Annotated in this window: 24 protein-coding genes, 1 pseudogene and 1 riboswitch; of the genes and pseudogenes, 7 read left to right on the forward strand and 18 right to left on the reverse strand. The window is 40.6% G+C overall.

Going from position 1 to position 25,199, the window contains the following annotated elements; genetic code table 11:
• Positions 1-8: 8 nt before the first annotated feature.
• The 7 genes from ADH54_RS02155 to ADH54_RS02185 form a co-directional block, all read right to left on the reverse strand.
• Positions 9-1,751: an ABC transporter ATP-binding protein gene (locus tag ADH54_RS02155; RefSeq protein WP_049523873.1), complete on the reverse strand. Its 1,743-nt coding sequence runs from the start codon at positions 1,749-1,751 to the stop codon at positions 9-11.
• Positions 1,741-3,486 (reverse strand): ABC transporter ATP-binding protein, encoded by a 1,746-nt coding sequence (locus ADH54_RS02160; RefSeq protein ID WP_049523874.1) that lies wholly within the window; start codon positions 3,484-3,486, stop codon positions 1,741-1,743. Before ADH54_RS02160 ends, ADH54_RS02155 begins: the two co-directional genes overlap by 11 nt.
• 54 nt (positions 3,487-3,540) lie before the next feature.
• Entirely contained in the window at positions 3,541-4,176 is a 636-nt protein-coding gene (locus tag ADH54_RS02165) for a DUF421 domain-containing protein (RefSeq protein WP_049523875.1), read from the reverse strand.
• Positions 4,173-4,628: a DUF3290 family protein gene (locus tag ADH54_RS02170; RefSeq protein WP_049523876.1), complete on the reverse strand. Its 456-nt coding sequence runs from the start codon at positions 4,626-4,628 to the stop codon at positions 4,173-4,175. The genes ADH54_RS02165 and ADH54_RS02170 overlap by 4 nt, the downstream gene beginning before the upstream one ends.
• Positions 4,629-4,754: 126 nt before the next feature.
• Entirely contained in the window at positions 4,755-5,396 is a 642-nt protein-coding gene (locus ADH54_RS02175; RefSeq protein ID WP_000694118.1) for an SdpI family protein, read from the reverse strand.
• On the reverse strand, positions 5,377-5,664 hold the full coding sequence (locus ADH54_RS02180; RefSeq protein ID WP_000006510.1) for an autorepressor SdpR family transcription factor: 288 nt from the start codon (positions 5,662-5,664) through the stop codon (positions 5,377-5,379). Before ADH54_RS02180 ends, ADH54_RS02175 begins: the two co-directional genes overlap by 20 nt.
• Positions 5,648-6,547: a CPBP family intramembrane glutamic endopeptidase gene (locus ADH54_RS02185; RefSeq protein WP_049523877.1), complete on the reverse strand. Its 900-nt coding sequence runs from the start codon at positions 6,545-6,547 to the stop codon at positions 5,648-5,650. Before ADH54_RS02185 ends, ADH54_RS02180 begins: the two co-directional genes overlap by 17 nt.
• Positions 6,548-6,765: 218 nt before the next feature.
• Here ADH54_RS02185 and ADH54_RS02190 point away from each other — a divergent pair, with 218 nt between their 5' ends.
• The 4 genes from ADH54_RS02190 (at position 6,766) to ADH54_RS02205 (ending at position 10,288) form a co-directional block, all read left to right on the forward strand.
• Complete coding sequence (locus tag ADH54_RS02190) at positions 6,766-7,593, forward strand: exodeoxyribonuclease III (protein ID WP_049523895.1); 828 nt, start codon at positions 6,766-6,768, stop codon at positions 7,591-7,593.
• An 11-nt stretch (positions 7,594-7,604) separates the two neighbouring features.
• Complete coding sequence (locus ADH54_RS02195; protein ID WP_000386220.1) at positions 7,605-7,991, forward strand: bleomycin resistance protein; 387 nt, start codon at positions 7,605-7,607, stop codon at positions 7,989-7,991.
• Positions 7,992-8,225: 234 nt separating this feature from the next.
• A riboswitch (purine riboswitch) is annotated at positions 8,226-8,321 on the forward strand.
• Between the two features lie 123 nt (positions 8,322-8,444).
• Positions 8,445-9,026 (forward strand): xanthine phosphoribosyltransferase, encoded by a 582-nt coding sequence (locus ADH54_RS02200; protein WP_000770403.1) that lies wholly within the window; start codon positions 8,445-8,447, stop codon positions 9,024-9,026.
• On the forward strand, positions 9,026-10,288 hold the full coding sequence (locus ADH54_RS02205; protein ID WP_049523878.1) for a nucleobase:cation symporter-2 family protein: 1,263 nt from the start codon (positions 9,026-9,028) through the stop codon (positions 10,286-10,288). Before ADH54_RS02200 ends, ADH54_RS02205 begins: the two co-directional genes overlap by 1 nt.
• Before the next feature lie 55 nt (positions 10,289-10,343).
• Here ADH54_RS02205 and ADH54_RS02210 read toward each other — a convergent pair whose 3' ends face one another.
• Positions 10,344-11,834, reverse strand: a complete 1,491-nt coding sequence (locus ADH54_RS02210) for a Sau3AI family type II restriction endonuclease (RefSeq protein WP_049523879.1) — start codon at positions 11,832-11,834, stop codon at positions 10,344-10,346.
• 116 nt (positions 11,835-11,950) lie between these two features.
• On the opposite strand from ADH54_RS02210, the gene ADH54_RS02215 reads away from it, so the two are divergent.
• Positions 11,951-13,216 carry a DNA cytosine methyltransferase gene (locus ADH54_RS02215; RefSeq protein ID WP_049523880.1) on the forward strand — a complete coding sequence of 422 codons (1,266 nt, stop codon included), beginning with the start codon at positions 11,951-11,953 and terminating at the stop codon, positions 13,214-13,216.
• A 41-nt stretch (positions 13,217-13,257) separates the two neighbouring features.
• Here ADH54_RS02215 and ADH54_RS02220 read toward each other — a convergent pair whose 3' ends face one another.
• The 3 genes from ADH54_RS02220 to ADH54_RS02230 form a co-directional block, all read right to left on the reverse strand.
• Positions 13,258-13,662 (reverse strand): PaaI family thioesterase, encoded by a 405-nt coding sequence (locus tag ADH54_RS02220; RefSeq protein WP_000651223.1) that lies wholly within the window; start codon positions 13,660-13,662, stop codon positions 13,258-13,260.
• A gap of 69 nt (positions 13,663-13,731) precedes the next feature.
• Positions 13,732-15,213: a UDP-glucose--hexose-1-phosphate uridylyltransferase gene (locus ADH54_RS02225; protein ID WP_049523881.1), complete on the reverse strand. Its 1,482-nt coding sequence runs from the start codon at positions 15,211-15,213 to the stop codon at positions 13,732-13,734.
• Between the two features lie 18 nt (positions 15,214-15,231).
• Positions 15,232-16,410, reverse strand: coding sequence for a galactokinase (locus ADH54_RS02230; RefSeq protein ID WP_049523882.1), 1,179 nt, complete (start codon positions 16,408-16,410; stop codon positions 15,232-15,234).
• 163 nt (positions 16,411-16,573) lie between these two features.
• On the opposite strand from ADH54_RS02230, the gene galR reads away from it, so the two are divergent.
• Entirely contained in the window at positions 16,574-17,578 is a 1,005-nt protein-coding gene (galR, locus tag ADH54_RS02235; protein WP_049523883.1) for a DNA-binding transcriptional regulator GalR, read from the forward strand.
• Between the two features lie 61 nt (positions 17,579-17,639).
• Here the strand turns inward: galR and ADH54_RS02240 are convergent, their stop codons facing one another.
• On the reverse strand, positions 17,640-18,497 hold the full coding sequence (locus ADH54_RS02240; RefSeq protein WP_033676416.1) for a cation diffusion facilitator family transporter: 858 nt from the start codon (positions 18,495-18,497) through the stop codon (positions 17,640-17,642).
• Between the two features lie 132 nt (positions 18,498-18,629).
• On the opposite strand from ADH54_RS02240, the gene ADH54_RS02245 reads away from it, so the two are divergent.
• Positions 18,630-19,166: a TetR/AcrR family transcriptional regulator gene (locus ADH54_RS02245; RefSeq protein WP_033676414.1), complete on the forward strand. Its 537-nt coding sequence runs from the start codon at positions 18,630-18,632 to the stop codon at positions 19,164-19,166.
• A 152-nt stretch (positions 19,167-19,318) separates the two neighbouring features.
• Here the strand turns inward: ADH54_RS02245 and ADH54_RS02250 are convergent, their stop codons facing one another.
• The 6 genes and pseudogenes from ADH54_RS02250 to gtfA all read right to left on the reverse strand — a co-directional run bounded on the left by ADH54_RS02250 (position 19,319) and on the right by gtfA (position 25,164).
• A complete protein-coding gene (locus tag ADH54_RS02250) occupies positions 19,319-20,839 on the reverse strand; it encodes an ABC transporter permease/substrate-binding protein (RefSeq protein WP_049523884.1) in 1,521 nt (506 codons plus the stop codon).
• Positions 20,832-21,560, reverse strand: a complete 729-nt coding sequence (locus ADH54_RS02255) for an ABC transporter ATP-binding protein (RefSeq protein ID WP_049523885.1) — start codon at positions 21,558-21,560, stop codon at positions 20,832-20,834. The genes ADH54_RS02250 and ADH54_RS02255 overlap by 8 nt, the downstream gene beginning before the upstream one ends.
• Positions 21,561-21,574: 14 nt before the next feature.
• A pseudogene (locus ADH54_RS11105) lies at positions 21,575-21,766 on the reverse strand (polyketide cyclase); the annotation flags it as partial.
• 34 nt (positions 21,767-21,800) lie between these two features.
• The gene (locus tag ADH54_RS02260) at positions 21,801-22,244 is read right to left on the reverse strand and encodes a MarR family winged helix-turn-helix transcriptional regulator (protein WP_049523886.1); all 444 of its coding nucleotides are present in this window, start codon (positions 22,242-22,244) and stop codon (positions 21,801-21,803) included.
• Between the two features lie 146 nt (positions 22,245-22,390).
• A complete protein-coding gene (locus tag ADH54_RS02265) occupies positions 22,391-23,584 on the reverse strand; it encodes an O-antigen ligase family protein (protein ID WP_049523887.1) in 1,194 nt (397 codons plus the stop codon).
• Between the two features lie 137 nt (positions 23,585-23,721).
• Positions 23,722-25,164 carry a sucrose phosphorylase gene (gene gtfA / locus ADH54_RS02270; RefSeq protein WP_049523888.1) on the reverse strand — a complete coding sequence of 481 codons (1,443 nt, stop codon included), beginning with the start codon at positions 25,162-25,164 and terminating at the stop codon, positions 23,722-23,724.
• Between the last annotated feature and the right edge of the window lie 35 nt (positions 25,165-25,199).

A 25,199-nucleotide genomic window follows, 5' to 3' on the forward strand; every position in this document is an offset into this window, starting at 1 on the left:
AAAGGGTATTAGGACATGACCCCCGCCTGCAAGCTATACATCTTGTGATAGGTTCCTCCCAAGGCCAAGAGTTCCTCATGGGTTCCACTCTCGATAATGCGTCCCTTATCCAAAACATAGATACAGTTGGCATCTTGGATGGTAGAAAGACGGTGGGCGATAGCAATGGTTGTTCGGCCCTGTCTCATCTTCGCCAGAGAAGCTTGAACCAAGCTTTCTGTTTCAGAGTCAATATTGGCAGTCGCTTCATCCAAAATCAGAATTTTAGGCTGACTGGCGACTGTTCTAGCAAAGGCAAGAAGCTGACGCTGACCAGTTGAAAAACTAGAACCACGCTCGGAAACAGGTGCATCATATCCCTGAGGAAGTTCTTGAATAAAGGAATCTGCATCCACGAAGGCTGCCGCATCCTGGACCTGCTCATCACTGATTTCTTGGTACATGGCGATATTGGACTTAATGGTTCCATGATAGAGGAAAGGATCCTGCAAGACCAGACCGATGTTTTTTCTCAGTTCTTCTTGACTGTAGTCGCGGATATCCACATCATCCAAGAGAACTCGCCCTGACTGAAATTCATAAAAGCGCATGAGGACATTGATAATCGAAGATTTCCCTGAACCTGTATGCCCCACAAAAGCAATGGTCTCACCCTTGTTAACGGAGAAGGAAATATCATCCAGAATCGGATGTTTGCCATCATAAGAGAAACATACATGTTCAAAACGGATATTTCCCTCTTGGACTTTGGCTTGCCCATCTTTTTGAAGGGGCTCATAGATCCTATTGTCAATCAAGGCAAAGACACGGCCTGCAGAAACCATAGACGTTTGCAGGGTTGAAAAGTTTTGCGTTACTTCAATCAAGGGGTCAAAAAGACGGTTGATGTACTGGATAAAGGCATACATAGTTCCTGCCGTTATCCCTATAGAAAGACCTCGATAGCCAAAGTAGGCCATTAAAACTGCATATCCTAGGAGTTTCAGCAAACTCATGGCAGGTCTCAAAAAGAGGGCATCCAAGGCTACAGAACGGTTGGCATAGACCAAGTGTTCTCGGTTGATCTCATCAAATTCCGCCTGCAGGCGCTTCTCTTGATTAAAGGCCTGGATTATTCTGATTCCCTCGATGTTTTCAGCCAGCTTGCTATTGATATCTGACAAGAGACTTCTGGTTTTCTCAATGATTTTCACTGATTTTTTCCGATAGAGATTGACCAAAAGGAAAATCAAGGGGAGAAAGAGCAAGACTAATGCTGTCAAACGAAAATCCAACACCAACATGGTATAAAGAGTTGTCAGAAAGATGAAAACTGCTGAGATAAAGCTAGATAAAATCCCTGAAAACATATCGCTGATGGTCTCAGTATCATTGGTCAAACGAGAGACGATAGAGCCTGCTGGCGTCTTATCAAAATAAGACATGCCTAGTTTCTCCATATTGGCAAAGGCATCTCGACGAATATCTCTAACGATGCTGTAGGATACCCGCGCAAAGAGAAGATTGCCGACATACTGAACCAGAGTTTGCAATATATAGAGACCATAGTAGGCCAGCAAAACGGTAATGGCTAGTTGGTTAAGATTACTCAGATACTGGTCGATAAAGTGGGAAGCCACAAGGGGAATGACACTTTTAATGACCGTCGTCGCTAGGAGAAAACTGAGTGCCAAAAAGGTCAGGAGCCCGTAAGGATGGAGATAGGACATCAAGCGCTTCAATACAGTCCATTGTTCTTTCTTATTCTGCATCTTCTTCTCCTTTCATTTCCAGCTGCTGAGACTGGTAGGTTTGGGCATACCAGCCATCCAAAGCTAGCAAGTCATCGTGCATGCCTCGTTCGATAATTTGACCATTTTGCAGAACCAAAATCAAATCTGCATGGACAACTGCACTGAGGCGATGGGCTGTGATGATGGTTGTCTTGTCTTTTCGCGTCTCCTTGAGGTTGTCGATAATCGCATACTCCGTCTTGGCATCCACGGCCGACAAAGAATCATCCAAAATCAAGATATCTGGGGCTAAAATCATAGCCCGACTCATGGCCAGACGCTGCTTTTGACCTCCAGAAAGACTGACCCCTTTTTCACCAATCAAGGTATCAAATCCTTGAGGCATAGCTCTAATATCTTGGTAAACTTGAGCTAGCTTAGTCGCTTCCTCGACCGCTGAAAGGGGTAAATCAGGATTCCCAAAACGGATATTGTCTAAGATCGAAGTCGCAAAGAGGAACTGGTCCTGAGGGACGTAGCCCATGAGACTACGAAGGTCTGTCAAACGGTAGTCACGAATATCGTGACCGTTTAGATAAATGGCTCCCTTATCCACATCGTATTCACGCAAGAGGAGTTTAATCAAGGACGTTTTCCCAGAGCCTGTCTGACCAACTAATCCCAATGTTTGCCCTTTTTCCAAACTAAAGTGAACATTTGTCAGTGTTTCCTCATTTTCAAATGCAAAACTATCAATGGCATACTGCAAGCGCCCATTTTCAATACTGTCTAGAGGAAACTCAGGGTCTTGTACAGGTGATTCCTGAGACAAAAGTTCCTCAATCCGCTGGTAGGAAACTTTCCCTCGCTGAGTAATATTAAAGAGGAAGCCGATGGCCATAAGAGGCCAAACCAGCATATCCAAATAACTGATAAAAGTGACCAGATTACCAACCGTAATTTGCCCTTTCTGAACCATCAAGGAGCCTACCAAGAGCGTTAAAACATAGGAGGAACCAACAAATAAGAGAACCATAGGGTCAAAGAGACTATCGTATTTCATGGTTTGCAGGTTCTTTTGGAAGGTCAATTCATTGACTGTCTGAAAGGACTTGAGCTCGTCCGCCTGGTAACCGAAAGACTTGGTCACTTTGATACCTGATACAGACTCCTGCACCTTGTTATTGAGTTCAGAAAAGGCAGCCTGTGATTCGCCAAAAGCCTTGTGGGTCTTTCTCCCTAGACGACTGGTCGCATAAGCCATGAAAGGCAGGGGTAGAATGGCAACCAAGGTCATTTGCCATGAAATGCTAAAGAGCATGGTCATCAAGGTCACTAAAGCCGTGATAGAGGCATCCACGGCAGACATAACACCACCCCCTGCCAGACGCGTTAGGGCATTGATATCATTGGTTGCGTGTGCCATCAGGTCCCCCGTCCGGTAGGTTTGATAAAAAGCTGGAGACATTTTTGTGAAATGTTCAAATAAGCGAGAGCGCATAATCTGTCCCAAACGGTAGGAAGTCCCAAGGATATACATACGCCAAACATAGCGCAGATAGTACATCCCAAAGGCTGAAAGAAGCAAGTAAAATAGGGCAAGAAGGAGGTCCTGCTGGGTTAATTGCCCCGATGTGATGGCATCAATGACCCTCCCCATAACCATTGGGGGAATGAGATTGAGGACGGAAACCAAGACCAAGGCCACAATCCCGACTAGATAACGGCGTTTTTCTAACTTGAAAAACCACCAAAGTTTTTGAATAATGGACATAAAATCCCTTTCTGATTGCAAATGGAAACCTGAGGCCAAGACCCCAGGTTTTTCTTATTCATAGGTTACAACTGTAACAGCACCCTTGTCATACTCAGCGATAAAGATGTTGGCTACATTGTCATACCCTTGCTTGCTGAGGTTATCAAGCAGCCACTCTTCGCTACGACCAATCGATTCCAAAACATCAACTTGAATCACACCGTCAGTCACAACTGGATACTTAGGATTTTCATCTCCCATTTGGACCACGATGAGTTGACCATTTTGCTCCTGCACAGCTCGTTTAACTTGCTTCATCTGGAAAATTCCTTGGCTACGAAGTTTGAGAGCAACATCTGCCGCAGACAAACCAACTGAACGACAGGCTTCTGGGTCAATCTTCCCATTTTTGATGAGGAGAGTCGGTTTCCCATCAATCAAGCGTTTGACAAAACGAACATTATTATTGAGCCACTTGAGAGTCAAGACCAAAATCGTCCACATCATCAAAATCACTGCATACTGCAGAATGCTGATTGAACTATTGTAAATCACCCCACCGATGATGCCACCGAGAACATAGTTTTGAATTTGGTCTGTCGCAGAGTTAGGTGCCAAGTTTCCCTTCCCAGTCACATTGATAACAAAAACAAGAGAGAAAAGACCCAAGGCCAGTTTGATTAAAATTTCCATATAGTTGAGCGTCATTTGTTTACCTCCACCAATTCAATAGCATCTGTTTGATGCAATTCTAATTTCTCTAAAAGATACTTGTCTGGTTGGCTCCCGTTCATAGCGCGGTAGAAATTTGGACCCACCTTGATTAGCGCTCCATCAGTGGCTGCAGAAGTATTTACATAAACTTCTGATTTATCCACTTCCAAGTCTTTGGAAACAACCTCTATGAAATGAAGGGAGGTTTGAAATTGATTGTTAGAGGCTTGATTGGTCTGGTATTTTGAAATTGTCACCAAAAGCATAGCCACTAAGGTCAAGGCTAAAATCATGACCAATTCCCGAAACTTAGTCCCCTTTTTATCACGATAAGCCTTAAAAGCAAAAAATCCTGTGATAGCTAGGAGGACAATCCCAAAGCCAATCATGATGCCATTTTGCTGACTGATTTGGCTAAGCACATAGTCATATGAGTAAAATTTCATTTATTTTCACTCCCTTTCATAAAGTCATTCTTCATTATAAACGAAAGAGGGTGATTTTTCAAACCATACGTTGGGGAAATAGACTTATCAGACCAACTTCTCAAACTAATGACTCCAGTAGCTATTTCAAGATTCTGATTTTGATAATTGATATGAATAAACACCAGGCATCAACACCACAAGTAGAAGTGTCAAGAAAAACACCCAGTAAACATATATTTGAACAAAGGAATTTAGAAACAATAACAATCCTCCTAACACCCAAATTTTTCCAGCTAATCGATGTGTTTTTCTCCAGTTTTTATCACTCTCCAAGGTCCACGGAAGTCGAATACCGATTATATAATTTCGGTGTGTTTTTGGTAGATAATTTCCAATTACGATCATAACGACTCCCATAAAAATCTGAGCTAATAGCCCACTCATCATGGAATAACCCAAAGATTCTCCGAAGATAGAAATCATTAATAGACAAGATACAAAAGGAATAATCCAGTAAATCAAAACTTGTATTTTTGAACTGATATTGCTAGATTTAGGATCCTTAATCATTAAAAATAGAAGCAACCAATGCATCAAAAGCATGAGAGTAGGTAATCCAAAGATAGCAAACATTTTATGATTGTAGCCATCTGCTTGACCCAGTAGATTAAAATGAGTGGGTATCTCCTCTGGTAATTGATTCCAGAAAACACAACCTACAAGGGAAGGTAGTAGGATGAGAATGCTCGTAAATAATACCAATTTCTTATTGATTTTTATCTTCATCAAAATGATCTCCTTTCAGATCTGCTAACCAAACCATTATATCCTCTAAAACCGATGTATTTAACTCATAATAAATAAAGTTTTTTTCTTTCATTTCATGAATCAAATCCGCTGCTTTCAAAATCGTGAGATGATGTGAAATCGTTGCACTTGTCAACTCGAATTGACTGGCAATTTCTCCTGCAGATAATCTACCTGCTTTGAGTAAATTTAAAATCTCTCTCCTAACTGGATGAGATAAGGCTTTAAAACTATTTGCAAAACTCATAATGACTCCTTTCCCTTTGTAATATTAGTAGGGCTAGGAATAAGCAAGGTAGAACTGATAGCATTCCGGTCGGTGATGGGCCTAAAATCAAGAGGCTTGAAACTTTTTCTCCTGGTAATTGGAAGAGTAACCCAATACCTGCAGTTGCATTGATTGCCCCATGAAATAGGGCAGAAGCCCAGATAGAACCTGTCTTTTCCAACAACCAGCTCAACAATATTCCTAGGCTAAAACAAAATAGAAACATAGCAACAACTCCCAAAACGGGATAAGCAAAATAAGTAAGACCATAATTATATCCTTGCAAATTGATTGGTAAATGCCAAAGACTCCAAATGAGACCAAGCAAGACATGAGTCTGAACTATTGAAAAGCGTCCTCTTAGAGCTGGGTAAAGATAGCCACGCCAACCAATTTCCTCTCCCAATGCAAAGAAACTATTAAGAAAAGGAGCGTAGGTCAAACTAGCTAGGATTTGAATCGAGACCAAGAAAGATAAGGGAATGGTTGATTGAGAGACACCTTTTTCTTGTAAGATGGCTTGAATAGATTCAAAACCAAGGCTGAAATTGCTAGGAAATACAAGAAAATAAAGTCCTGCTCCTAAAAAACTGATAACTGCTGGTAACCAGATAGCTAGTAAGTAAAAGCGCCAGTTCCTCTTGAGATTCACGACTAATTTAGATTTGATTCCACTAGGTTGATTCGTGATTTTCCCTAAGAGAAAGACTGCAAGTGCAGGCATCCACATGGCTACAATACTAGCAAGCTGACTCCATGGAGAATTTAGACTAACACCACTTAGCCATAGTGCCAACCATATTATCCAAGCAAGGGCATAAGCCAAGACCACAAAAAGAAGGATTGTTCTCTTATTTGACATATATGTAACGTCACTTTCTATTTAGATGTTTTTCTAAATAACATTATACACCTTTCTATTCTAAACACAAGAGCTATTTAGATTTTTTTCTAAATAGCTTAGAGAATTTTTATTTTCTAAGGATAAAGTCTAAAGAGTAATTTTCAAGCCATACGTTGGGGAAATGGACCTTTTTTTGGTATAATAAAATCTATAATCTGAATGAAAAAGGTAACTTTATGAAACTCATCTCATGGAATATTGATTCCCTCAATGCTGCCCTAACTAGTGACTCAGCTCGTGCCAAATTGTCCCAAGAAGTCCTACAAACCCTTGTGGAAGAAAATGCTGATATCATCGCTATCCAAGAAACCAAACTTTCTGCCAAAGGGCCTACAAAGAAACACTTGGAAATTTTAGAAAAACTCTTCCCAGGCTACGAAAACACGTGGCGCTCTTCCCAAGAGCCTGCCCGTAAAGGCTATGCTGGAACCATGTTCCTCTATAAGAAAGAACTCACACCCACTGTCACTTTCCCAGAAATCGGTGCTCCGTCTACCATGGACTTGGAAGGCCGTATCATCACTCTAGAATTTGATGAATTTTTCGTAACCCAAGTTTACACACCAAATGCTGGCGATGGCCTCAAACGCTTGGAAGAACGTCAAGTCTGGGATGTCAAATATGCGGAGTATTTGGCTGAACTAGACAAAGAAAAGCCAGTCCTTGCAACCGGTGACTACAACGTAGCCCACAATGAAATCGACCTTGCAAATCCTGCTAGCAACCGCCGTTCACCTGGATTTACCGACGAGGAACGTGCTGGATTTACCAACCTCTTGGCAACTGGATTTACGGATACCTTCCGCCATGTTCACGGCGATGTTCCTGAACGCTACACTTGGTGGGCACAACGCAGCAAGACTTCTAAAATCAACAATACAGGCTGGAGAATCGACTACTGGCTCACAAGTAACCGCGTGGCTGACAAGGTCACCAAGTCTGATATGATTGACTCCGGTGCGCGCCAAGACCACACACCCATTGTCATGGAGATTGAGCTCTAAGGAGAAAACGAATGGACTATCAAGCTGTCATTCCTGAATTTGTAGTATCTGACATCGAAAAATCACGCCACTTCTACTGCGACCTGCTAGGATTCTCTGTCGAATACGAGCGTCCAGAGGAGAAATTTCTCTTCCTCTCGCTTGAAGACTGCCAACTTATGCTAGAAGAAGGCAGCTCAGGAGAATTAGCTCAGCTGACCTATCCTTTCGGGCGAGGTGTCAATATTTCCTTTGGCATTGCAGATGTTCCTCAGCTCCACCAAAAACTGCTGGAAGCCAACTATCCTATTTATCGTCCCTTAACCAAAAGAAAGTTTCGTGTTGGGGATCACTATATTTATCCACATGAATTTGCAGTCTTGGATCCAGATGGCTATTTTTTAAGATTTAGCGAGTAGAATAATAAAGACTGGGAAAAAGTCTTTAAAGTTAGAAAAAGGCATATTGTCAAGTCTTGAAAAATCTTGATAATATGCCTTTTATGATGGAAAAATCTTCTAAATGTTAGCTAATAAGTTAATTTTTGCCCATTTTTATTATATTTGTTCGTTTTTTAAAACCAAAACACTAACAAAATATTTGATTTTTAAAGTTATTTAGTGTAGAATAAAAACATTGGCTCAAGCCTATTTAAAATTGAATATCGTTTTACTTGTTTATGTCGTGAATTGGCACGACGTTTCTACAAGGTGCCGGAACACCTAACAATAAGTAAGTCAGCAGTGAGGTATGGTCGTTTTTGCCATACCTATTTTGGGGACTTACTTAGAGATTAAGTAGGTCCTTTTTCTATTTCTTGCTAGAAACTATAAACAAGCAAATGGATTGGCTTTTAGACTTTAGGAGGTCTTATGAAATTATTAGAAGAGCGCATCCTCAAGGATGGGCATATCTTGGGTGATAACATCCTCAAGGTGGATTCCTTTTTAACCCACCAAGTTGACTTTAGCTTGATGCGAGAGATTGGTAAGGTTTTTGCGGAAAAATTCGCTGCTGCTGGCATTACCAAGGTTGTGACCATTGAAGCGTCGGGTATTGCCCCAGCCGTTTTTACAGCTGAAGCCTTAAACGTTCCCATGATTTTTGCTAAAAAAGCTAAGAACATTACCATGAACGAAGGCATCTTAACTGCCGAAGTTTACTCCTTTACCAAGCAGGTAACCAGCACCGTTTCCATCGCTGGAAAATTCCTCTCACCAGAGGACAAGGTCTTGATTATTGACGATTTCCTTGCTAATGGCCAAGCCGCCAAAGGCTTGATTCAAATCATCGAACAAGCTGGTGCCACAGTCGAAGCTATCGGTATTGTGATTGAAAAATCCTTCCAAGATGGCCGTGATTTGCTTGAAAAAGCAGGCTATCCTGTCCTATCACTCGCTCGTTTGGATCGTTTTGAAAATGGTCAAGTCGTATTTAAGGAGGCAGATCTCTAATGCAAACTCAAGAAAAACATTCACAAGCAGCCGTTCTTGGCTTGCAGCACTTACTAGCCATGTACTCAGGATCTATCCTGGTTCCCATCATGATTGCGACAGCCCTTGGCTATTCAACTGAGCAGTTGACCTACCTGATTTCTACAGATATCTTCATGTGTGGGGTGGCAACCTTCCTTCAACTCCAACTCAACAAATACTTTGGTATTGGACTCCCAGTCGTTCTTGGAGTTGCCTTCCAATCCGTTGCTCCCTTGATTATGATTGGGCAAAGCCATGGAAGTGGCGCTATGTTTGGTGCCCTTATCGCATCAGGGATTTACGTGGTTCTTGTTTCAGGCATCTTCTCAAAAGTGGCCAATCTCTTCCCATCTATCGTAACAGGATCTGTTATTACCACGATTGGTTTAACCTTGATTCCTGTCGCTATTGGAAATATGGGAAATAACGTTCCAGAGCCAACTGGTCAAAGTCTCTTGCTTGCAGCTATCACTGTTTTGATTATCCTCTTGATTAACATCTTTACTAAAGGATTTATCAAGTCTATCTCTATTTTGATTGGTCTGGTTGTTGGAACTGCCATTGCTGCCAGCATGGGCTTGGTGGACTTCTCTCCTGTTGCAGCAGCACCTCTTGTCCATGTCCCAACTCCACTCTACTTTGGGATGCCAACCTTTGAAATCTCATCTATTGTCATGATGTGTATCATCGCAACGGTGTCTATGGTTGAGTCGACTGGTGTTTATCTGGCCTTGTCTGATATCACAAAAGATCCAATCGACAGCACGCGCCTTCGCAACGGTTACCGCGCAGAAGGTTTGGCCGTACTTCTCGGAGGAATCTTTAACACCTTCCCTTACACAGGATTTTCACAAAACGTTGGTTTGGTTAAATTATCAGGTATCAAGACTCGCCTGCCAATCTACTACGCGGCTGGTTTCCTGGTTCTCCTTGGACTCCTTCCTAAGTTTGGCGCCCTTGCCCAAATCATTCCGAGCCCTGTCCTCGGTGGTGCTATGCTGGTGATGTTTGGTTTTGTATCTATTCAAGGGATGCAAATCCTCGCTCGTGTTGACTTTGCTAACAATGAACACAACTTCCTTATTGCAGCTGTATCAATCGCTGCAGGTGTCGGGCTCAACAACAGTAATCTCTTCATCAGCATGCCGACAGCCTTCCAAATGTTCTTCTCAAACGGAATCGTCGTAGCCAGCCTCCTCGCCATTGTCCTCAATGCCGTATTAAATCATAAAAAGAAATAAGAAAAAGAGGTGTGAGCCTCTTTTTTTGTTTATCACAAGTTGATTATAAATATAATCAATCCCAATTCCCATCTAATATTTCTTTTATAAACTTCTTAGGCATCCAAAAGGAGTGTTTTGTAATCCTACGCCCATCTGGAAGTTCATCCGTATCAGATAATGAACCTTTTCCAACAAATTTTCCTTTTTCAATTTCATAATAAGCATTGGTAGCATGTAATTTCGTAAATAGGATTCTATTTATCTTACTTTGAGGGAAATTAGTTGAAACTTTATTACCATTTTGAGTTAATTTAACTCCGTCAGAAATAATTTGTCTAGTTTCCTGCCACACTCTTTGGATTTCTTCTAATTGTCTATCTTGAAATCCCCAAAATTTGATAGAATCTAATACAAATAGCTTAGGTTCAATTTCCTTAAAAATAACGAAGAGGAATCGTTTATTATAAATTTCATTATAAACATGTGACGATTCCCAACTATCTGTTTCTGCTAATTCTTTAAAACAATAAGTTTTAAATGGAGAGTCTTCCTTAGGTAAATTATTCTTATCTACTCGAATAACTCTCAAATTCATGTTTGCTTTCTGAAATTCTTTAGTCTTATCTAAATCCCCTGTTAAACCTAAAATTTTTCTAATCAGAGTACTATTCTTACCTTTTGCTTTGGGATTCACTTCAAATCTATCATATAACTCTTGTTCAGAGAAACCTTTGTAGGAAAGAATCTTCTCTGCAATAACCTCAGTAAATGACTTTTTTTCACCCCTAAAATTAGCCAGAACACTTTCTTGATCTGATTGGTTAAAGATTTTATGATTAATCAGATAGGTCATATAACTTGATTTTAATTCCCAAGCTCTTTGTTTGGCTAATTCATGACTAAAAGGTTGTTGCCTTAAATCCTTTCCTTTACCTGCTCCTTTTGTACAAGTTGATAAATAGTTTCCATCTGATTCTGATAATTCATGCGCCCTTCCATTTTTGATTTTATCTGTAATTTTCTGATAGTCTTCAAGGATGACTGCCATATCCTCCTCAAACCATTCATATAAAAATATTTTTTCAATGACATAGTCCTTCATTGTTTGATTAGGAATTAAGCCATTGTAAAACAATAACAAAATCTTTGCACATTTTTTCCATAAATGAGTGGAGTAAAAATCCTCTAAATTTTCCTCCATATAGTTTAGTATTGTTAATACAAGTCGTTCTTTTGCACTAAGTGTCCCATTTTTGTTTATCTTAAAAGGAGTAACTTTTAATTCTACACCTATTTTTCCAAAGTCAGCTTCCGAGTCACTATTTGGCTGGTAGCCATAGAAATATTTTTCAATATAATTTCCATATTGCCCTTTTGACTTCATACTAATTGCTTTATCTTGTACCTCAGAGACTACTCTATCATTATAATCGTCATATGATTTATAAAGCGAACGATTATACTCTTCCATAACATCGGAAAATTTTCTATTTAAGAGTTTGTGAGAATATTCAATAACACTATCGATATCTTCATCGTTATAGTTAAATAAGTTTTGATCCATTTTCTTCTCCTATCTTTTATATTATATCAAATTAAACTAAAGCAAACATTAATACTTGATCAATCATTGAAAATAGTATATAATGGATTAAACTGTAAAAAAATGAAGGAGAAAAGATGAAAGTTCTCGAACTATTTGCTGGAGTTGGCGGTTTTCGGATAGGATTAGAAAATGCCGATAAGCAACTCTTTAAAACAAAATGGGCAAACCAATGGGAACCATCTCGTAAATCTCAAGACGCATTTGAGGTCTATGATTATCACTTCCCCAATAGCGAAAACATCAATATTAGTATCTCTGATATAACAGACGAACAATTTTCCAAAATGGATGCCGATATGATTGTCGGTGGTTTTCCTTGCCAAGATTACTCTGTTGCGCGTAGCAAGAAAAATGAGAAAGGTATTGAAGGAAAAAAAGGAGTTTTATTTTGGGAAATCATTAGAGCAACGGAAATCATTAAACCCAAATACTTAATTCTGGAAAATGTGGATAGGCTTTTAAAAGCGCCCTCAAAACAGAGAGGACGTGATTTTGCAATCATGCTAACAGCTTTTAATAATCTTGGATATTCTGTAGAGTGGAGAGTTATTAATGCTGCTGAGTATGGAAGAAGCCAACGAAGACGTCGTGTATTTTTTTTCGTATATCGAAATGATACAGTCTTTGCCCAAAAAATTGACAATCTTTACGAAAAAAATGAAGAAATCTTTGAAGATAATAGGTATGATGACTATATTTTCAATCAAGGTCTATTTGCGAAACAATTTCCTATTAAACCTATAGCAGTTAAAAATCGTCATGTATTTTATGAGTTACCAAATGATATAGTTGAAGTTTCAGATACTTTTACTGGTACTGTTTGGAATACAGGAATTATGAGACATGGAAAATACTATTCTATTGATACAGAACCTAACTACAATGGTAATCCGATTACTCTAGGAGAAATTCTTCAAGATGAATCTGAAGTACCTGAAAAATATTTTTTAACTGATGAGGCTAAACTAGAAAAATTTCAATATCTTAGAGGACCTAAAAAAATTGAGCGAACATCCTCTGACGGACATCAATACATCTATTCAGAAGGAGGAATGTCCCCTTATGATGATTTAAACCTTCCAGGAAGAACAATGCTTACATCCGAAGGAACTGTTAATCGTTCCACACATTTATTATTTGTAAACAATAAATATAGATTAATTACCCCCATTGAAGCTGAACGCCTTCAGGATTTCCCAGATGATTGGACAGCTAAAAAGAAACTATCTGACGGTTCTATTGTAGAGGTATCTGATAAAATGAGAATGTTTTTTATGGGAAATGCTTTAGTTACTGAAATTGTAAAAGAAATTGCTAAGTTTATTAAAGAAATTGATTGATTTATCTGAAACTAAAAAAGAGGTGCGAGCCTCTTTTTTATCTATATCCTTACCTGTCTATCTTCTGACCGCTGGCCTGTGACAAACATGGTAAAGGTTGCTTTGCAGACGTTTCTGCCTTCTTGATTGGTGATATCGACATCCACCACACAGGTTGTGCGACCTTGGTGGACACATTCTCCTTTAATGGTCAGTACATCGTCGAGTTTTCCTGCTTTGAGGTAGTTGATAGAGGATTGGAGCGTCACTCCATCTAGTCCTAGCGAGATGACTACCAAACCACTGATCTGGTCACAAAGGGTAAAGAGATAGCCACCATGGGCATTGCCATAGTAGTTGAGCGACGAGTCCACTACTTTGGTCGTCACCACAACGTGACCATCTCTCATTTGTTCAATTTCGTAATTTTCAAAGGCAGATATAGCGTCAAAATGAAAGTCTTTCATCGTTTCCTCCTGATAGTTCAAACGACACTATGATACTACTTTTTATAGGACTGTGCAAGGAGAAAGCTCCTAGCCTGGAAAAATACCGACCTGCTCCACAAAGCGCATAAAGGCTGCCCGTCCTTGTTCCGTCTGCTTGTAGACTCCTGCGTCCTCAAGTACACGCGCAAAGATAGCACCCACAGAGTCCTTGACAATTTCAAGGGCTTTTTCTTTATCTGTTAAGTCTGGATAGCGGGCTTTGAGTTGGTCTGCCCATTCCTGATGATAATCGACAACTGAGACAGCTTCTCCTACAAGATAGCTAGCGACTTGCTCCACTTCTTCTTTCAGACGTGGTGGTAAGATAGCCAAGCCCATGACCTCAATCAAGCCGATATTTTCCTTCTTGATATGTTGGACATCCTTGTGGGGATGGTAGATGCCGTCAGGATGTTCTGCAGAAGTCTGATTGTCCCGCAAGACCAAGTCCAACTCAAATTGTCCATTGCGTTTACGGGCAATGGGTGTGATGGTATGGTGTGGTGTTACATTACTTTCTGCCAAAATCTGCACTGCAGGATCTGAATACTGGCGCCATTCCTGCAAAATCTTATCAGCCAAGTTGATCAAATCCTCTTTGGAATCCGAAGTCAAACGCAACACTGACATTGGCCACTTGACAATCCCAGCCTTGATCTGCTCAAAACCAGTAAAAGAGAAAGTCTTTTGCAAGGGAGCCAATTCCATAGGAAATACGTGACGGCCTCCCTGATAGTGATCATGAGTTAGAATAGATCCCCCCACAATCGGCAGGTCGGCATTAGATCCAGCAAAATATCCTGGAAACTTCTCTACGATAGCCAGCAGACGTTCAAAGCTCTGACGACTAATAGCCATGGGACGATGCTGGCCATCTAAAAAGATACAATGCTCATTAAAATAAGCATAGGGCGAATACTGGAAGCCCCACTCCTGACCAGCCATTTCAAAGCGGATAATACGGTGATTGCTGCGAGCTGGATGGTTAACCCGACCATGGTATCCCTCATTCTCTAGACAAAGCTGACACTGAGGATAATTACTAGCTTGCACCAACTTGGCTGCCGCAATCTCCTTTGGATCCTTTTCAGGCTTAGAGAGATTGATGGTAATTTCAAGTTCACCGTAATCAGATGGAACACGATAAGCGATATTTTTAGCAATAGCCTTGAGTTTGATGTAGTCATTTTTCTGGCTAAGTTGGTAGAAATCCGCTATCGCTTGCTCAGGAGAGTGGGCATAGGTTGTCCAAAAGTCACGATTAACCTGACTCGGACAAGGAGTCACCAAATCCATTAGTTCAGCACCAAGGATTTCACGCGCAGTCTGACTATCTTCAATCGTCTCTAATCGAACGGCTTCCTCAACCAGCTGGTCCTTGAGGTCAATCAATTTATCCAGATTGGGCTCAACTTCCAAAACACCATCTCCCACTCGTGCCAAGACACGATTGGTCAGGTAGATTCGATCCATTTCCTCATATGAACTTTCAGAAATGACATGTGTTACAAATTTATCTACTAAGGTCACTATAGAGCCTCCTTTTGACTAGTCAAGGACGCGAGTGCCACCTGCAACTTCAGCGATATAGAAGCTTGGAGCGTAGCCAACTACTTCCTCGTAGTGTTTGCCTACAGCTTCCTTAAAGGCCTCAACAGTATCTTTTTGCACCAAGGCAATGGCACATCCGCCAAAACCTGCCCCTGTCATACGAGCACCGAGAACACCTTCTTGCGCCCAAGCTGTGTGAACAAGGGTATCCAATTCCAAACCAGTTACTTCATAGTCATGCTCTAGGGAAACGTGTGACGCATTCATCAAACGACCAAACGTTTCCAAATCTCCTGCTTGGAGGGCTACTTGAGCTTTAAGGGTACGTTGATTTTCAAGCACTGCATGACGAGCACGTTTCAAACGATTTTCATCTTTAATCAGATAGCTATATTGGTCAAAGGCCCACTCGTCTAATTCACCCAAGGTCTGAATATCCAAGGCAACTTGCAATTCTTCCACTGCTTTTTCACACTCAGCACGGCGTTCATTGTACTTAGAGTCAGCCAATTCACGGCGTTTGTTAGTGTTCATGATAACAACGACATTGTCCTTCAAATCAAGTGGTACCAAATCATACTCTAAAGTGTTAGTATCTAAGTAAATAGCACGTTGGTCAGCCCCCATACCGATAGCAAACTGGTCCATGATACCAGAGTTGACTCCGATAAAGTTATTTTCTGTTTGTTTGCCGATTTTAACCAAATCGAGACGCTCTAATTTTAAATCAAAGAGATGCTCTGCCACAACCCCTGTCAAAAGTTCCAAGGATGCTGAAGAAGACAAACCAGCACCATTTGGGATATTCCCATAAACATAAAAATCAAAACCTTTGTCAATCACATGCCCAGCTTCTTGCAAGAAATGAAGAACGCCTTTTGGATAATTGGTCCAGTTGTGCTCTTTTTCAAACTTGAGGTCAGCGAGAGGCACTTCGATAATGCCTTTGTCCTCAAAGTTAGCTGAGTAGAAACGCAAGACTTGATCATCACGTTTGCGAGCAGCCCCATAAGTTCCTAAGGAAATGGCTGCTGGAAATACATGTCCACCATTATAGTCTGTGTGCTCACCAATCAAGTTGATACGGCCTGGTGAAAAGAAAGTTTGGTCTGCTTCTTGACCAAAAACAGCAAGAAAGTCTTTACGAAGAGCTTCAGCAGTAAGATGTTGTGTCATATGATTTCTCCTTTTACTGTCCGTTAAGTCACCTTAACATGTAATCGTTTTCTTCTATTGTATCCAAGGGATTTCCCACGGTCAATCCTTTTTACTAAACTTTTACTGAAATATCGGTAAAAGGCAAAAAAACATGATATACTAATCTAATCAAGGAGGATTTATGGCTACCTTAAAAGACATTGCACAGCTAGCCTCTGTTTCTATCGCGACCGTATCACGTGTTCTCAACCGCGACCAGAGCCTATCTGTTACAGAAGAAACCAGGCACCGTATTTTAACCGTTGCTGAAGAGTTGGGCTACACCAAGTACCTCAAGACAGGCGAGTCCCACAAACCCAAGCAAAAGATTGCCATTATCCAATGGGTCAGCGAACAAGGGGAGCTGGACGACCTCTACTACTACCAGATTCGCCTAGGCATAGAAAAAAGAGCCCAAGAGTTGGACTATGATATCTTGCGCTATTTCAACGACCATCCTTTTACTCTGAGCGAGGAAGTCATTGGGATTCTCTGCATCGGAAAGTTTAGCCGAGCTCAGATTTCCACCTTTGAGGAATACCAAAAGCCTCTTGTCTTTCTAGATAGTGATACTCTTTCACTAGGACACACCTGTATTATCACGGACTTTTATACTGCCATGAAACAGGTTGTCGATTATTTCCTCAGTCAAGGGATGAACCGTATCGGGATTCTAACAGGGCTTGAGGAAACAACCGATCAAGAAGAAATCATTGAGGATAAGCGGCTGGAAAATTTTAGGAACTACAGCCAAACAAAAGGGATCTATCATGATGAACTGGTCTTTCAAGGAAGCTTTACCGCCCAGTCTGGCTATGACTTAATGAAAGAGGCTATTCAGAGTTTGGGAGACCAACTGCCACCTGCCTTTTTTGCAGCTAGCGATAGTTTAGCCATCGGTGCCCTCCGTGCCCTCCAAGAAGCTGGAATCAGCCTACCAGACCGTGTCAGCCTCATTTCCTTTAACGACACCAGCCTGACCAAGCAAGTCTATCCTCCCCTCTCTAGCATCACCGTTTATACTGAGGAGATGGGTCGAGCAGGTATGGATATTCTTAACAAGGAAGTACTCCACGGTCGGAAAATCCCTAGTCTAACCATGCTGGGAACCAGACTGACTCTGAGAGAGAGTACAAAGAATGATTAGAATTACAAAACGACCGCTAGCAAGGCTGTTTCTCTAATAATCTCTATGATTCCGCTCCAACTCACACCTTTCGCTTATGTGCTTGGTGACTTTCTAGATCAACATCAACTTCAATGGTAATATTTTGAAAGCCACAATCTTTGAGGAAAATTCGAATAGATTCTTTACAAGTTTCCATATGCTCCATCTCTTTTAAACAAACATGGACAATGGCATTTTTTTCCAAACCATCCATAGTCCAGAGATTAAGCTGATTGATACTAGCGACATGATCCAATTCTGCTAAATCCGTCTTGATCTTCTGGATATCTACTCCTTCTGGCACTGCATCGAGGAATATCTTGAGCGTGCTCCAAAAACGTGGAAGGGCTTTTGACAGAACAAAGAAGGAAATAGCAATAGACAAGAGCGGATCCAAGATATACCAATCGGTAAATCGAAGAACAATGGCCATCAGGATGACAGCCACCCAACCCAAGGTATCTTCCAGAAAGTGCAGGCTGAGAATGGATTCGTTCTTGGTTTGTCCTTTGCGAATGACGAGACTCGCTAGCACATTGATAGTAATCGCAATAATTCCTAACCAGAAAATCCCCTCATCATTGACCGATTGTGGATGAAAGATTTTCGCTATATTTTCCAAAATCACTAGGATGGATCCTGTGATAAGAATCACAGCAGTCACCAGGGCCCCTAAAAGACTAAATCGCTTGTAACCCAAGGTATAATGCCTATCTTCTTCACGATTGGAGATTGTTTCTAGAAGGGCTGATATGCCAATGGCTATAGCATCCCCCAAGTCATGAACAGAATCAGCGAGAACGGCACTCGAACCAAATATTCCTCCTGCGATAAACTCAACAATAGCATAGCTTAAATTTAAGAAAAAAGCTATCCAAACAGTATATTTTGCCTTCATCTTTCTCATTCCTTTGTTATAATAGATTTATGAACACCTTGTTCATTATCATTATCCACTAAAACTCAAAGAAAGGATAGAAGCAAAAGGTCAGCTTTATTCAGTTCTGAACAATTTGCCTCAAGTGTCTATATGACTAAGATTGACCGCCGTATCAGCAAAACAAAAAAAGCCATCTTTCAAGCTTTTCTACAACTTTTGAACGATAAGGGCTACGAATCCACTACAGTTCAGGATATCATTGAACTCGCAGATGTTGGACGTTCCACCTTTTACTGTCACTATGAGAGCAAGGAACTACTTCTGGACGAGCTTTGCCGCTACCTCTTTCATCATCTCTTTGAAAGAGAGCAACCCATTTCAACTGAGGACTACCTCGCCCACCTCTTTCTTCATTTTCAGAAAAACCAAGACCATATCACCAGTCTGCTATTTTCCAAAAATGACTACTTCCTCCGTCAACTCCATAAAGAGCTAGAACACCATGTCTATCCCATGTTGGCTGATGAGTTAAAAGAAGCCCACACTAATCTGCCTACTTCTTACCTCCAACACTTGGTCGTGTCCAACTTTATCGAGACATTGACCTGGTGGCTCAAAAAAGGACAAGACTTTACATACCAGGAAGTTGTCCAGTTTTATCTAGACCTTCTCATTCCTAAAAATTGAATACAGAGTAGAGCTCAGTTGCCTTATTTCTAGGCTACTGAGTTTTTATCTTTTCAACAATCAAAAAAGCCCAGACGACATTGTCTGAGCGTTCTTCTATATAGTCGTTTAACAAAGTTGAGTTTAACAAAGTTGAGTTTGACATTTTCAAACTATTTCTTCAACAAACCTTCTTCTTGTAGAAACTCCTTGGCTACTTGCTCTGCTGACTTGCCTTCAACACCGACTTGGTAGTTGAGCTGGCTCATCTGGCTTTCTGTAATCTTACCAGCCAATTTATTGAGAACCGTTTCCAACTCTGGATGTTTCTTGAGAAGAGCTTCTTTCATTAGTGGAGCCCCTTGATAAGGTGGGAAGAGTTGTTTGTCATCTTCCAAGACCTGCAAATCATAACGCGCCAACTCCGCATCGGTTGAATAGGCATCCGTGATTTGAATATCACCTGACTGAATTGCCTGATAGCGAAGGGCTGGCTCCATGGTCGCCACATTGAGATTGAGACCATACATTGACTGCAAGCCCTTATTGCCATCTTCACGGTCATTAAACTCAAGTGTAAAGCCTGCCTTCAACTGCCCTTCCACTTTTTTCAAGTCCGAAATGGTCTTCAAGCCATATTCTTGAGCAATCTTTTTCGGAACAGCTACAGCATAGGTATTTTGATAAGACATAGGTTTGAGATAGGCTAGATGATCCTGTTTGGCAATACCATCACGAGCTACCTGATAAACCTGCTCTGGCTCATGACTCACCTTAGGTGATGGTTGAAGCAAACTTTCAGTCACCGTACCTGTAAATTCAGGATAGATGTCAATATCGCCTTTTTTCAAAGCTTCGTAGAGGAAGCTTGTTTTCCCAAAATTCGGTTTAACAGTAGCAGTCATGCTGGTATTTTCTTCAATGAGGAGTTTATACATATTGGCCAAAATTTCTGGTTCTGGACCCAATTTCCCAGCAATAACCAAGTTTTCTTTCTCTTTTTGAGCCAAGAGAGCTGGGCTATAAGACAGACCCAGTAATACCGTCACCAAGGCAAAACCAGAGAAAATCGTCCGCAATTTTGCCTTTTCCATCACTTTTAGTAGGAAGTTAAAGGCAATGGCCAGCACTGCAGAAGAAAGTGCCCCAATCAAAATTAGACTGGCATTATTACGGTCAATTCCCAAAAGGATAAAGGAACCCAGCCCCCCTGCACCAATCAAGGCCGCCAAGGTTGCTGTACCGATAACCAATACTGCTGCTGTCCGAATCCCAGACATGATAACAGGCATGGCAAGTGGAATTTCAAACTTCTTGAGTCGCTCCCACCTAGTCATTCCAAAGGCAATCCCTGCCTCTTGTAGACTTGGGTCAATTCCCTTCAGTCCAGTGATGGTATTTTGCAAAATCGGAAAGATCGCATAAATCACTAGAGCTGTCAAAGCAGGCAAGGTTCCAATTCCCATCAAGGGAATAAAGAGCCCTAACAAGGCCAAAGACGGGATAGTCTGGAAAATCCCTGCAATCTGCAAGACCCAATCCGCCAACTTCTCATGATAGCGAAGGTAAACAGCCAAGGGAATCGCTATAAAGATAGCCAGCAACAAGGTCAAAAGTGACAACTGCAAATGTTGAGATAGAGCTGTCAACCAATCACTAAAACGATCCTGAAAAGTTGCAATTAAATTAGTCATGAACACTACCTCCAAACAAGTCTGCTACAAAGTCTGTTGCAGGCGCTTTTAAAATGGTCTCTGGATTCGCTACCTGGCGAATTTCTCCATCCTGCAAGACAGCAATACGGTCCGCCAATTTCAAAGCTTCATCCGTATCATGGGTCACAAAAATCGTTGTCATCCCAAACTCTTTATGCAATTCTTTAGTCAGAACCTGCAACTGTTTGCGAGAAATAGCATCCAAGGCTGAAAAAGGTTCATCCATGAGGAGAATCTTAGGCTGACCAATCATAGCACGAACAATACCGACCCGTTGCTGTTCTCCACCAGATAATTCACTAGGAAGTCGATGTCCATACTCAGCCACTGGTAAACCAACCTTAGCCAAAAGCTCTTCTGTTTTCTGAGCAATTTCTTCCTTAGTCCAGCCCTTCATTTCAGGAATCAGGGCAATATTTTCCGCGACCGTTAGATTAGGAAATAGAGCAATGGCCTGTAAAACATAACCAGTAGAAAGACGAAGTTCACGCTCGTCATAGTCTTTGATGCGCTTGTCATCCATATAAATATTTCCATCAGTCGGTTCCAAGAGACGGTTAATCATCTTAATCATGGTCGTCTTACCTGAGCCAGAAGGCCCAACTAAAACCATAAACTCGCCATTCTCAATCCGTAAATTAACATCTCTCAAGACATCTTTTTCTGTGTAGCGCAAGGCTACATTTTTGTATTCAATCATTCTGTATCCTCAATTTAAAACTTCCCTCGATTGGTCAAGTCTTCTACCTTAGGCATGACTTCCTTATTGTCCCAATGTTCCACAATTTTCCCGTTTTCTAGACGGAAGATATCGTACTGGGCATAGGCAACTCCACCAATCTGATTCTGACCATAGCTAACCACATAGTTTCCTTGTCCTAAGAGTTGAAAAACAAAGTCAAAAGTGGCCTTTACTTATAAACAGCTAATTTGCTCCATTTTAATCCTCATTTTCCTTCTCTTTCAGATTAGCCAAAATTCTTTCTTGAAAGGCGTCAAACTGCTGAATTTCTTCCTCTGAAAATCCTTTGTAAAAGATCGTATCCAATTTCTGACTGACACGATGTCCCACTTCTTTCTGGGACTGCCCCAACTCTGTTAAAACTAAATACTTCTTACGCTTATCTTCTCCACATGGACTAATAGTTACAAGATTTTGTTCCTCTAGCTTTTTAATCATAGTCGTCAGTGTATTATTAGCAAGCCCAGTTTCCAGAGCAATATCTGTCGCAGTTGCGCAGCCTGTTTCACTATTCCATAAAACCGCTAAAATTTTCCCCTGCTCACTCCGATAAAGAGCTTCAGGATCCCGACTAAGTAACTTTTGAAAAATCCGCCCATTCAACAAACGAATATGATGGGCTAGCAAATGACTATCTTTCATAACACCTCCAATTTATTTCGATATCGAAAAGAATAAAATAATTGTAACACTCATTATTCTAACTGTCAACTATTTCGATTTGGAAATAATTTTTCCCAGTAAAAAAATCTCCTACCCAAGGTAGAAGAATTTTAATCTTATAAAACTTAATCCGTCATGTCCGATACCAACGTTCGATGCTCCAATGGAACACTGCACATAACTAGCAAGAAAATGAAACCTGACTGAATCCAGAAGAGGGCCAAGTCAAAGATTCCGTGTACAGCAACCACTGTAAGGAAAGATAGATAAAGACCGATAATCGGGCGTTTCCCCGACTCCTGACTCATATCCATCATCAAGCGAACAGGAGCAACAGAAGACAAAACTAATAAAATAGTCCCCACAACTCCGTAACTCAGAATCGTATCGATATATAGACTGTGAGCATGTTCATGATAAGGAGCATTTATTCTAGGATACGAGTGCATATAAGTCAATGGCCCTTCACCCCAGAAAGGATTTTGCTTAAACAAGGCCATCCCAGCATCCCAGATAGAAATGCGTTCTTCCATAGAAGAATCTAAAGTCCCCATCCGAACTCCTAAATCACTAGAAAAGAGGAAACTCAAGCCAATCGCAAAGACCCCAATACTAAGCCAAAAGGCCTTCCAGTTTTTAATGGTCGTAAAGAGATAAATAATGGCTCCAGCGATAATAGCAGGAAAGGCAGTTCGATTTTGCGTAAAGTTCAATCCAAAGAGATTAACAAAGCCTGCAAACACACAGAATACTTTCAACCAATTCAACTTGGTCGTTGTAAACAGATAGAAAGCAATCATGATACAGAAACAACAAATAATTCCATAATAATTAGGATTAAAGAAGGTCACTTCTGCACGATTCTGATGCCACACCTGCATATTGGGTGAAAGAAAAGCATAGTTAAATTTCTTCACAATTTGGAAATGTTCTAAACTCGCAAAAGCAGCTGACAAGACGCTACCAAACAAGACGAGCTGCAAAATCAATCGAAAGAATTTATGTGATAAAATCGACTGATAGTGCAAAAAGAAAACAGTAAATAGAAACATTCCTACTGAAGCCACAACTCCCATCCAATTTTGTGCAAAAACGGATATAACAGTACTATAGCCAAGAAAAAGAAGCAGCATCGGATGCTCCCCCATTTTCTGAAGAATACTTTTCATGTCTCCTGTAAAAATCAAACTGATAATATATAAACAGAATACAACTACAAAAAGATAAAAGGGTAAAAAGATACTCAGGATAATTCCCAATAAAATCAGCTCTTTACTAGACAACCCTTTCAGCTTTTCAATAAAGCCTATTGATTTCAAAATGAATCCTTTCTCTCCAAATCAGTTGATTCAGATAATAGTAAGCTATCCTATATTGTACCACTTTTTTAGCAATTTGAAAACAAAGGAAACGTTTTTTAAAATAAAAACCCTATTTTATCAACCATATCAAGGCTTCAAAATGTTACTTCAATTCCGTTCTCAATTACCCGATAAGTCTGATTTTGCAAATCAATTTCTGCTACTGCTGTTACGGACTTATCTTTATTTTGACGTTTGATTACAATGCTGTAGGCTGTTGGTGTTTCAACGTCAATAGTCCCTTCTAGATCAAAGGCTTCTGATCGATTACGGAAAGAAAATAGATTGAGAAGAGACTTCACCACAGGACGTTGGACTTCTTCTGCTATTTCCTCATTGCTATAGTAATGACGATTAATATTACGACCTTCTTTAGTTTCTTCTAATAATTTCAAGTCATTCTTGCCTGCTAAGAGACCCACATAGTAAACCTGAGGAATACCTGGAGCAAAAGCTTGAATTAGACGAGCGAGAAAATACTTGATATCATCATCTCCAAGCGCAGAATAATATGTTGAATTGATTTGGTAGATATCTAAATTGTTATACTCGGCACTGGAGTACTTACGTTTGACATTAGCTCCAACCTTATAGAGTTCATTTGAAGCATAGTCAATCTCCTCATCAGTCAGGATATCCTTGACATCCACCACTCCAATCCCATCATGGGTGTCTAGCGTCGTAAATTGCTTCATTGGGCTCATCTTTAACCACTTAGCCAAACGCTCTGTTCTGGAACTGTAAAGAGTATAAAGTGTCACCATTGGAAGAGCAAAATCATAAACATAGTAACCATGATCCGCTATTTTAAACTGAATCGAATAATGTTCATGAATCTCAGGTAAGAGCTCTGTCCCATACTCAGCAGCGATATCTCGAACTTTGTCCAATAAATCCCAAATATCTGGTTCCACAAAGAAATCATTAGTATCCAATTTCTTCACTGCATAAGCAAAGGCATCTAGACGAATCAAATCACACCCATTACTTGCCAAGTGCTGAATGGTCTTACGGATAAATTCCATCGTTACTTCTTTGGTCACATCAAGATCAATCTGCTCCTCACCAAAGGTATTCCACAAATGTTCTACTGAACCATCTTCAAACACAATCTCTTGCTTTGGTGCACGATCCTTACGCTTGTAAATTAAATCTACATCAGACTGTGTCGGACGGTTTTCTGGCCAAAACTTATCCCAGTTTAAAAAGAGATCTTTAAATTCACTGGCTTCATGTTTTTCTTGATAGTCCTTATAATACTTAGATTGACGAGAAATATGATTAATCATAAAGTCAAACATAAGATAATATTTCTCACCTAAACGCTTAACATCCTCCCAATCACCAAAAGCTGAATCCACTTCGTCATAGTCAACTGGCGCAAATCCACGATCACCTGTTGATGGGAAAAATGGTAGAAGGTGAACTCCCCCAATAGCATCTCTAAAATGCTCTTCCAAATTCTCATATAAGTCTTTAAGATTATTTCCCAAACTATCTGAATAGGTAATCAACATGGTTTTATTCTGAATTGGCATCATTACTCTCCTTTTTCTAATTGAAGCCAAGTCTC

This window comes from Streptococcus pseudopneumoniae (genome assembly GCF_001072315.1).
Lineage (GTDB): Bacteria > Bacillota > Bacilli > Lactobacillales > Streptococcaceae > Streptococcus > Streptococcus pseudopneumoniae_R.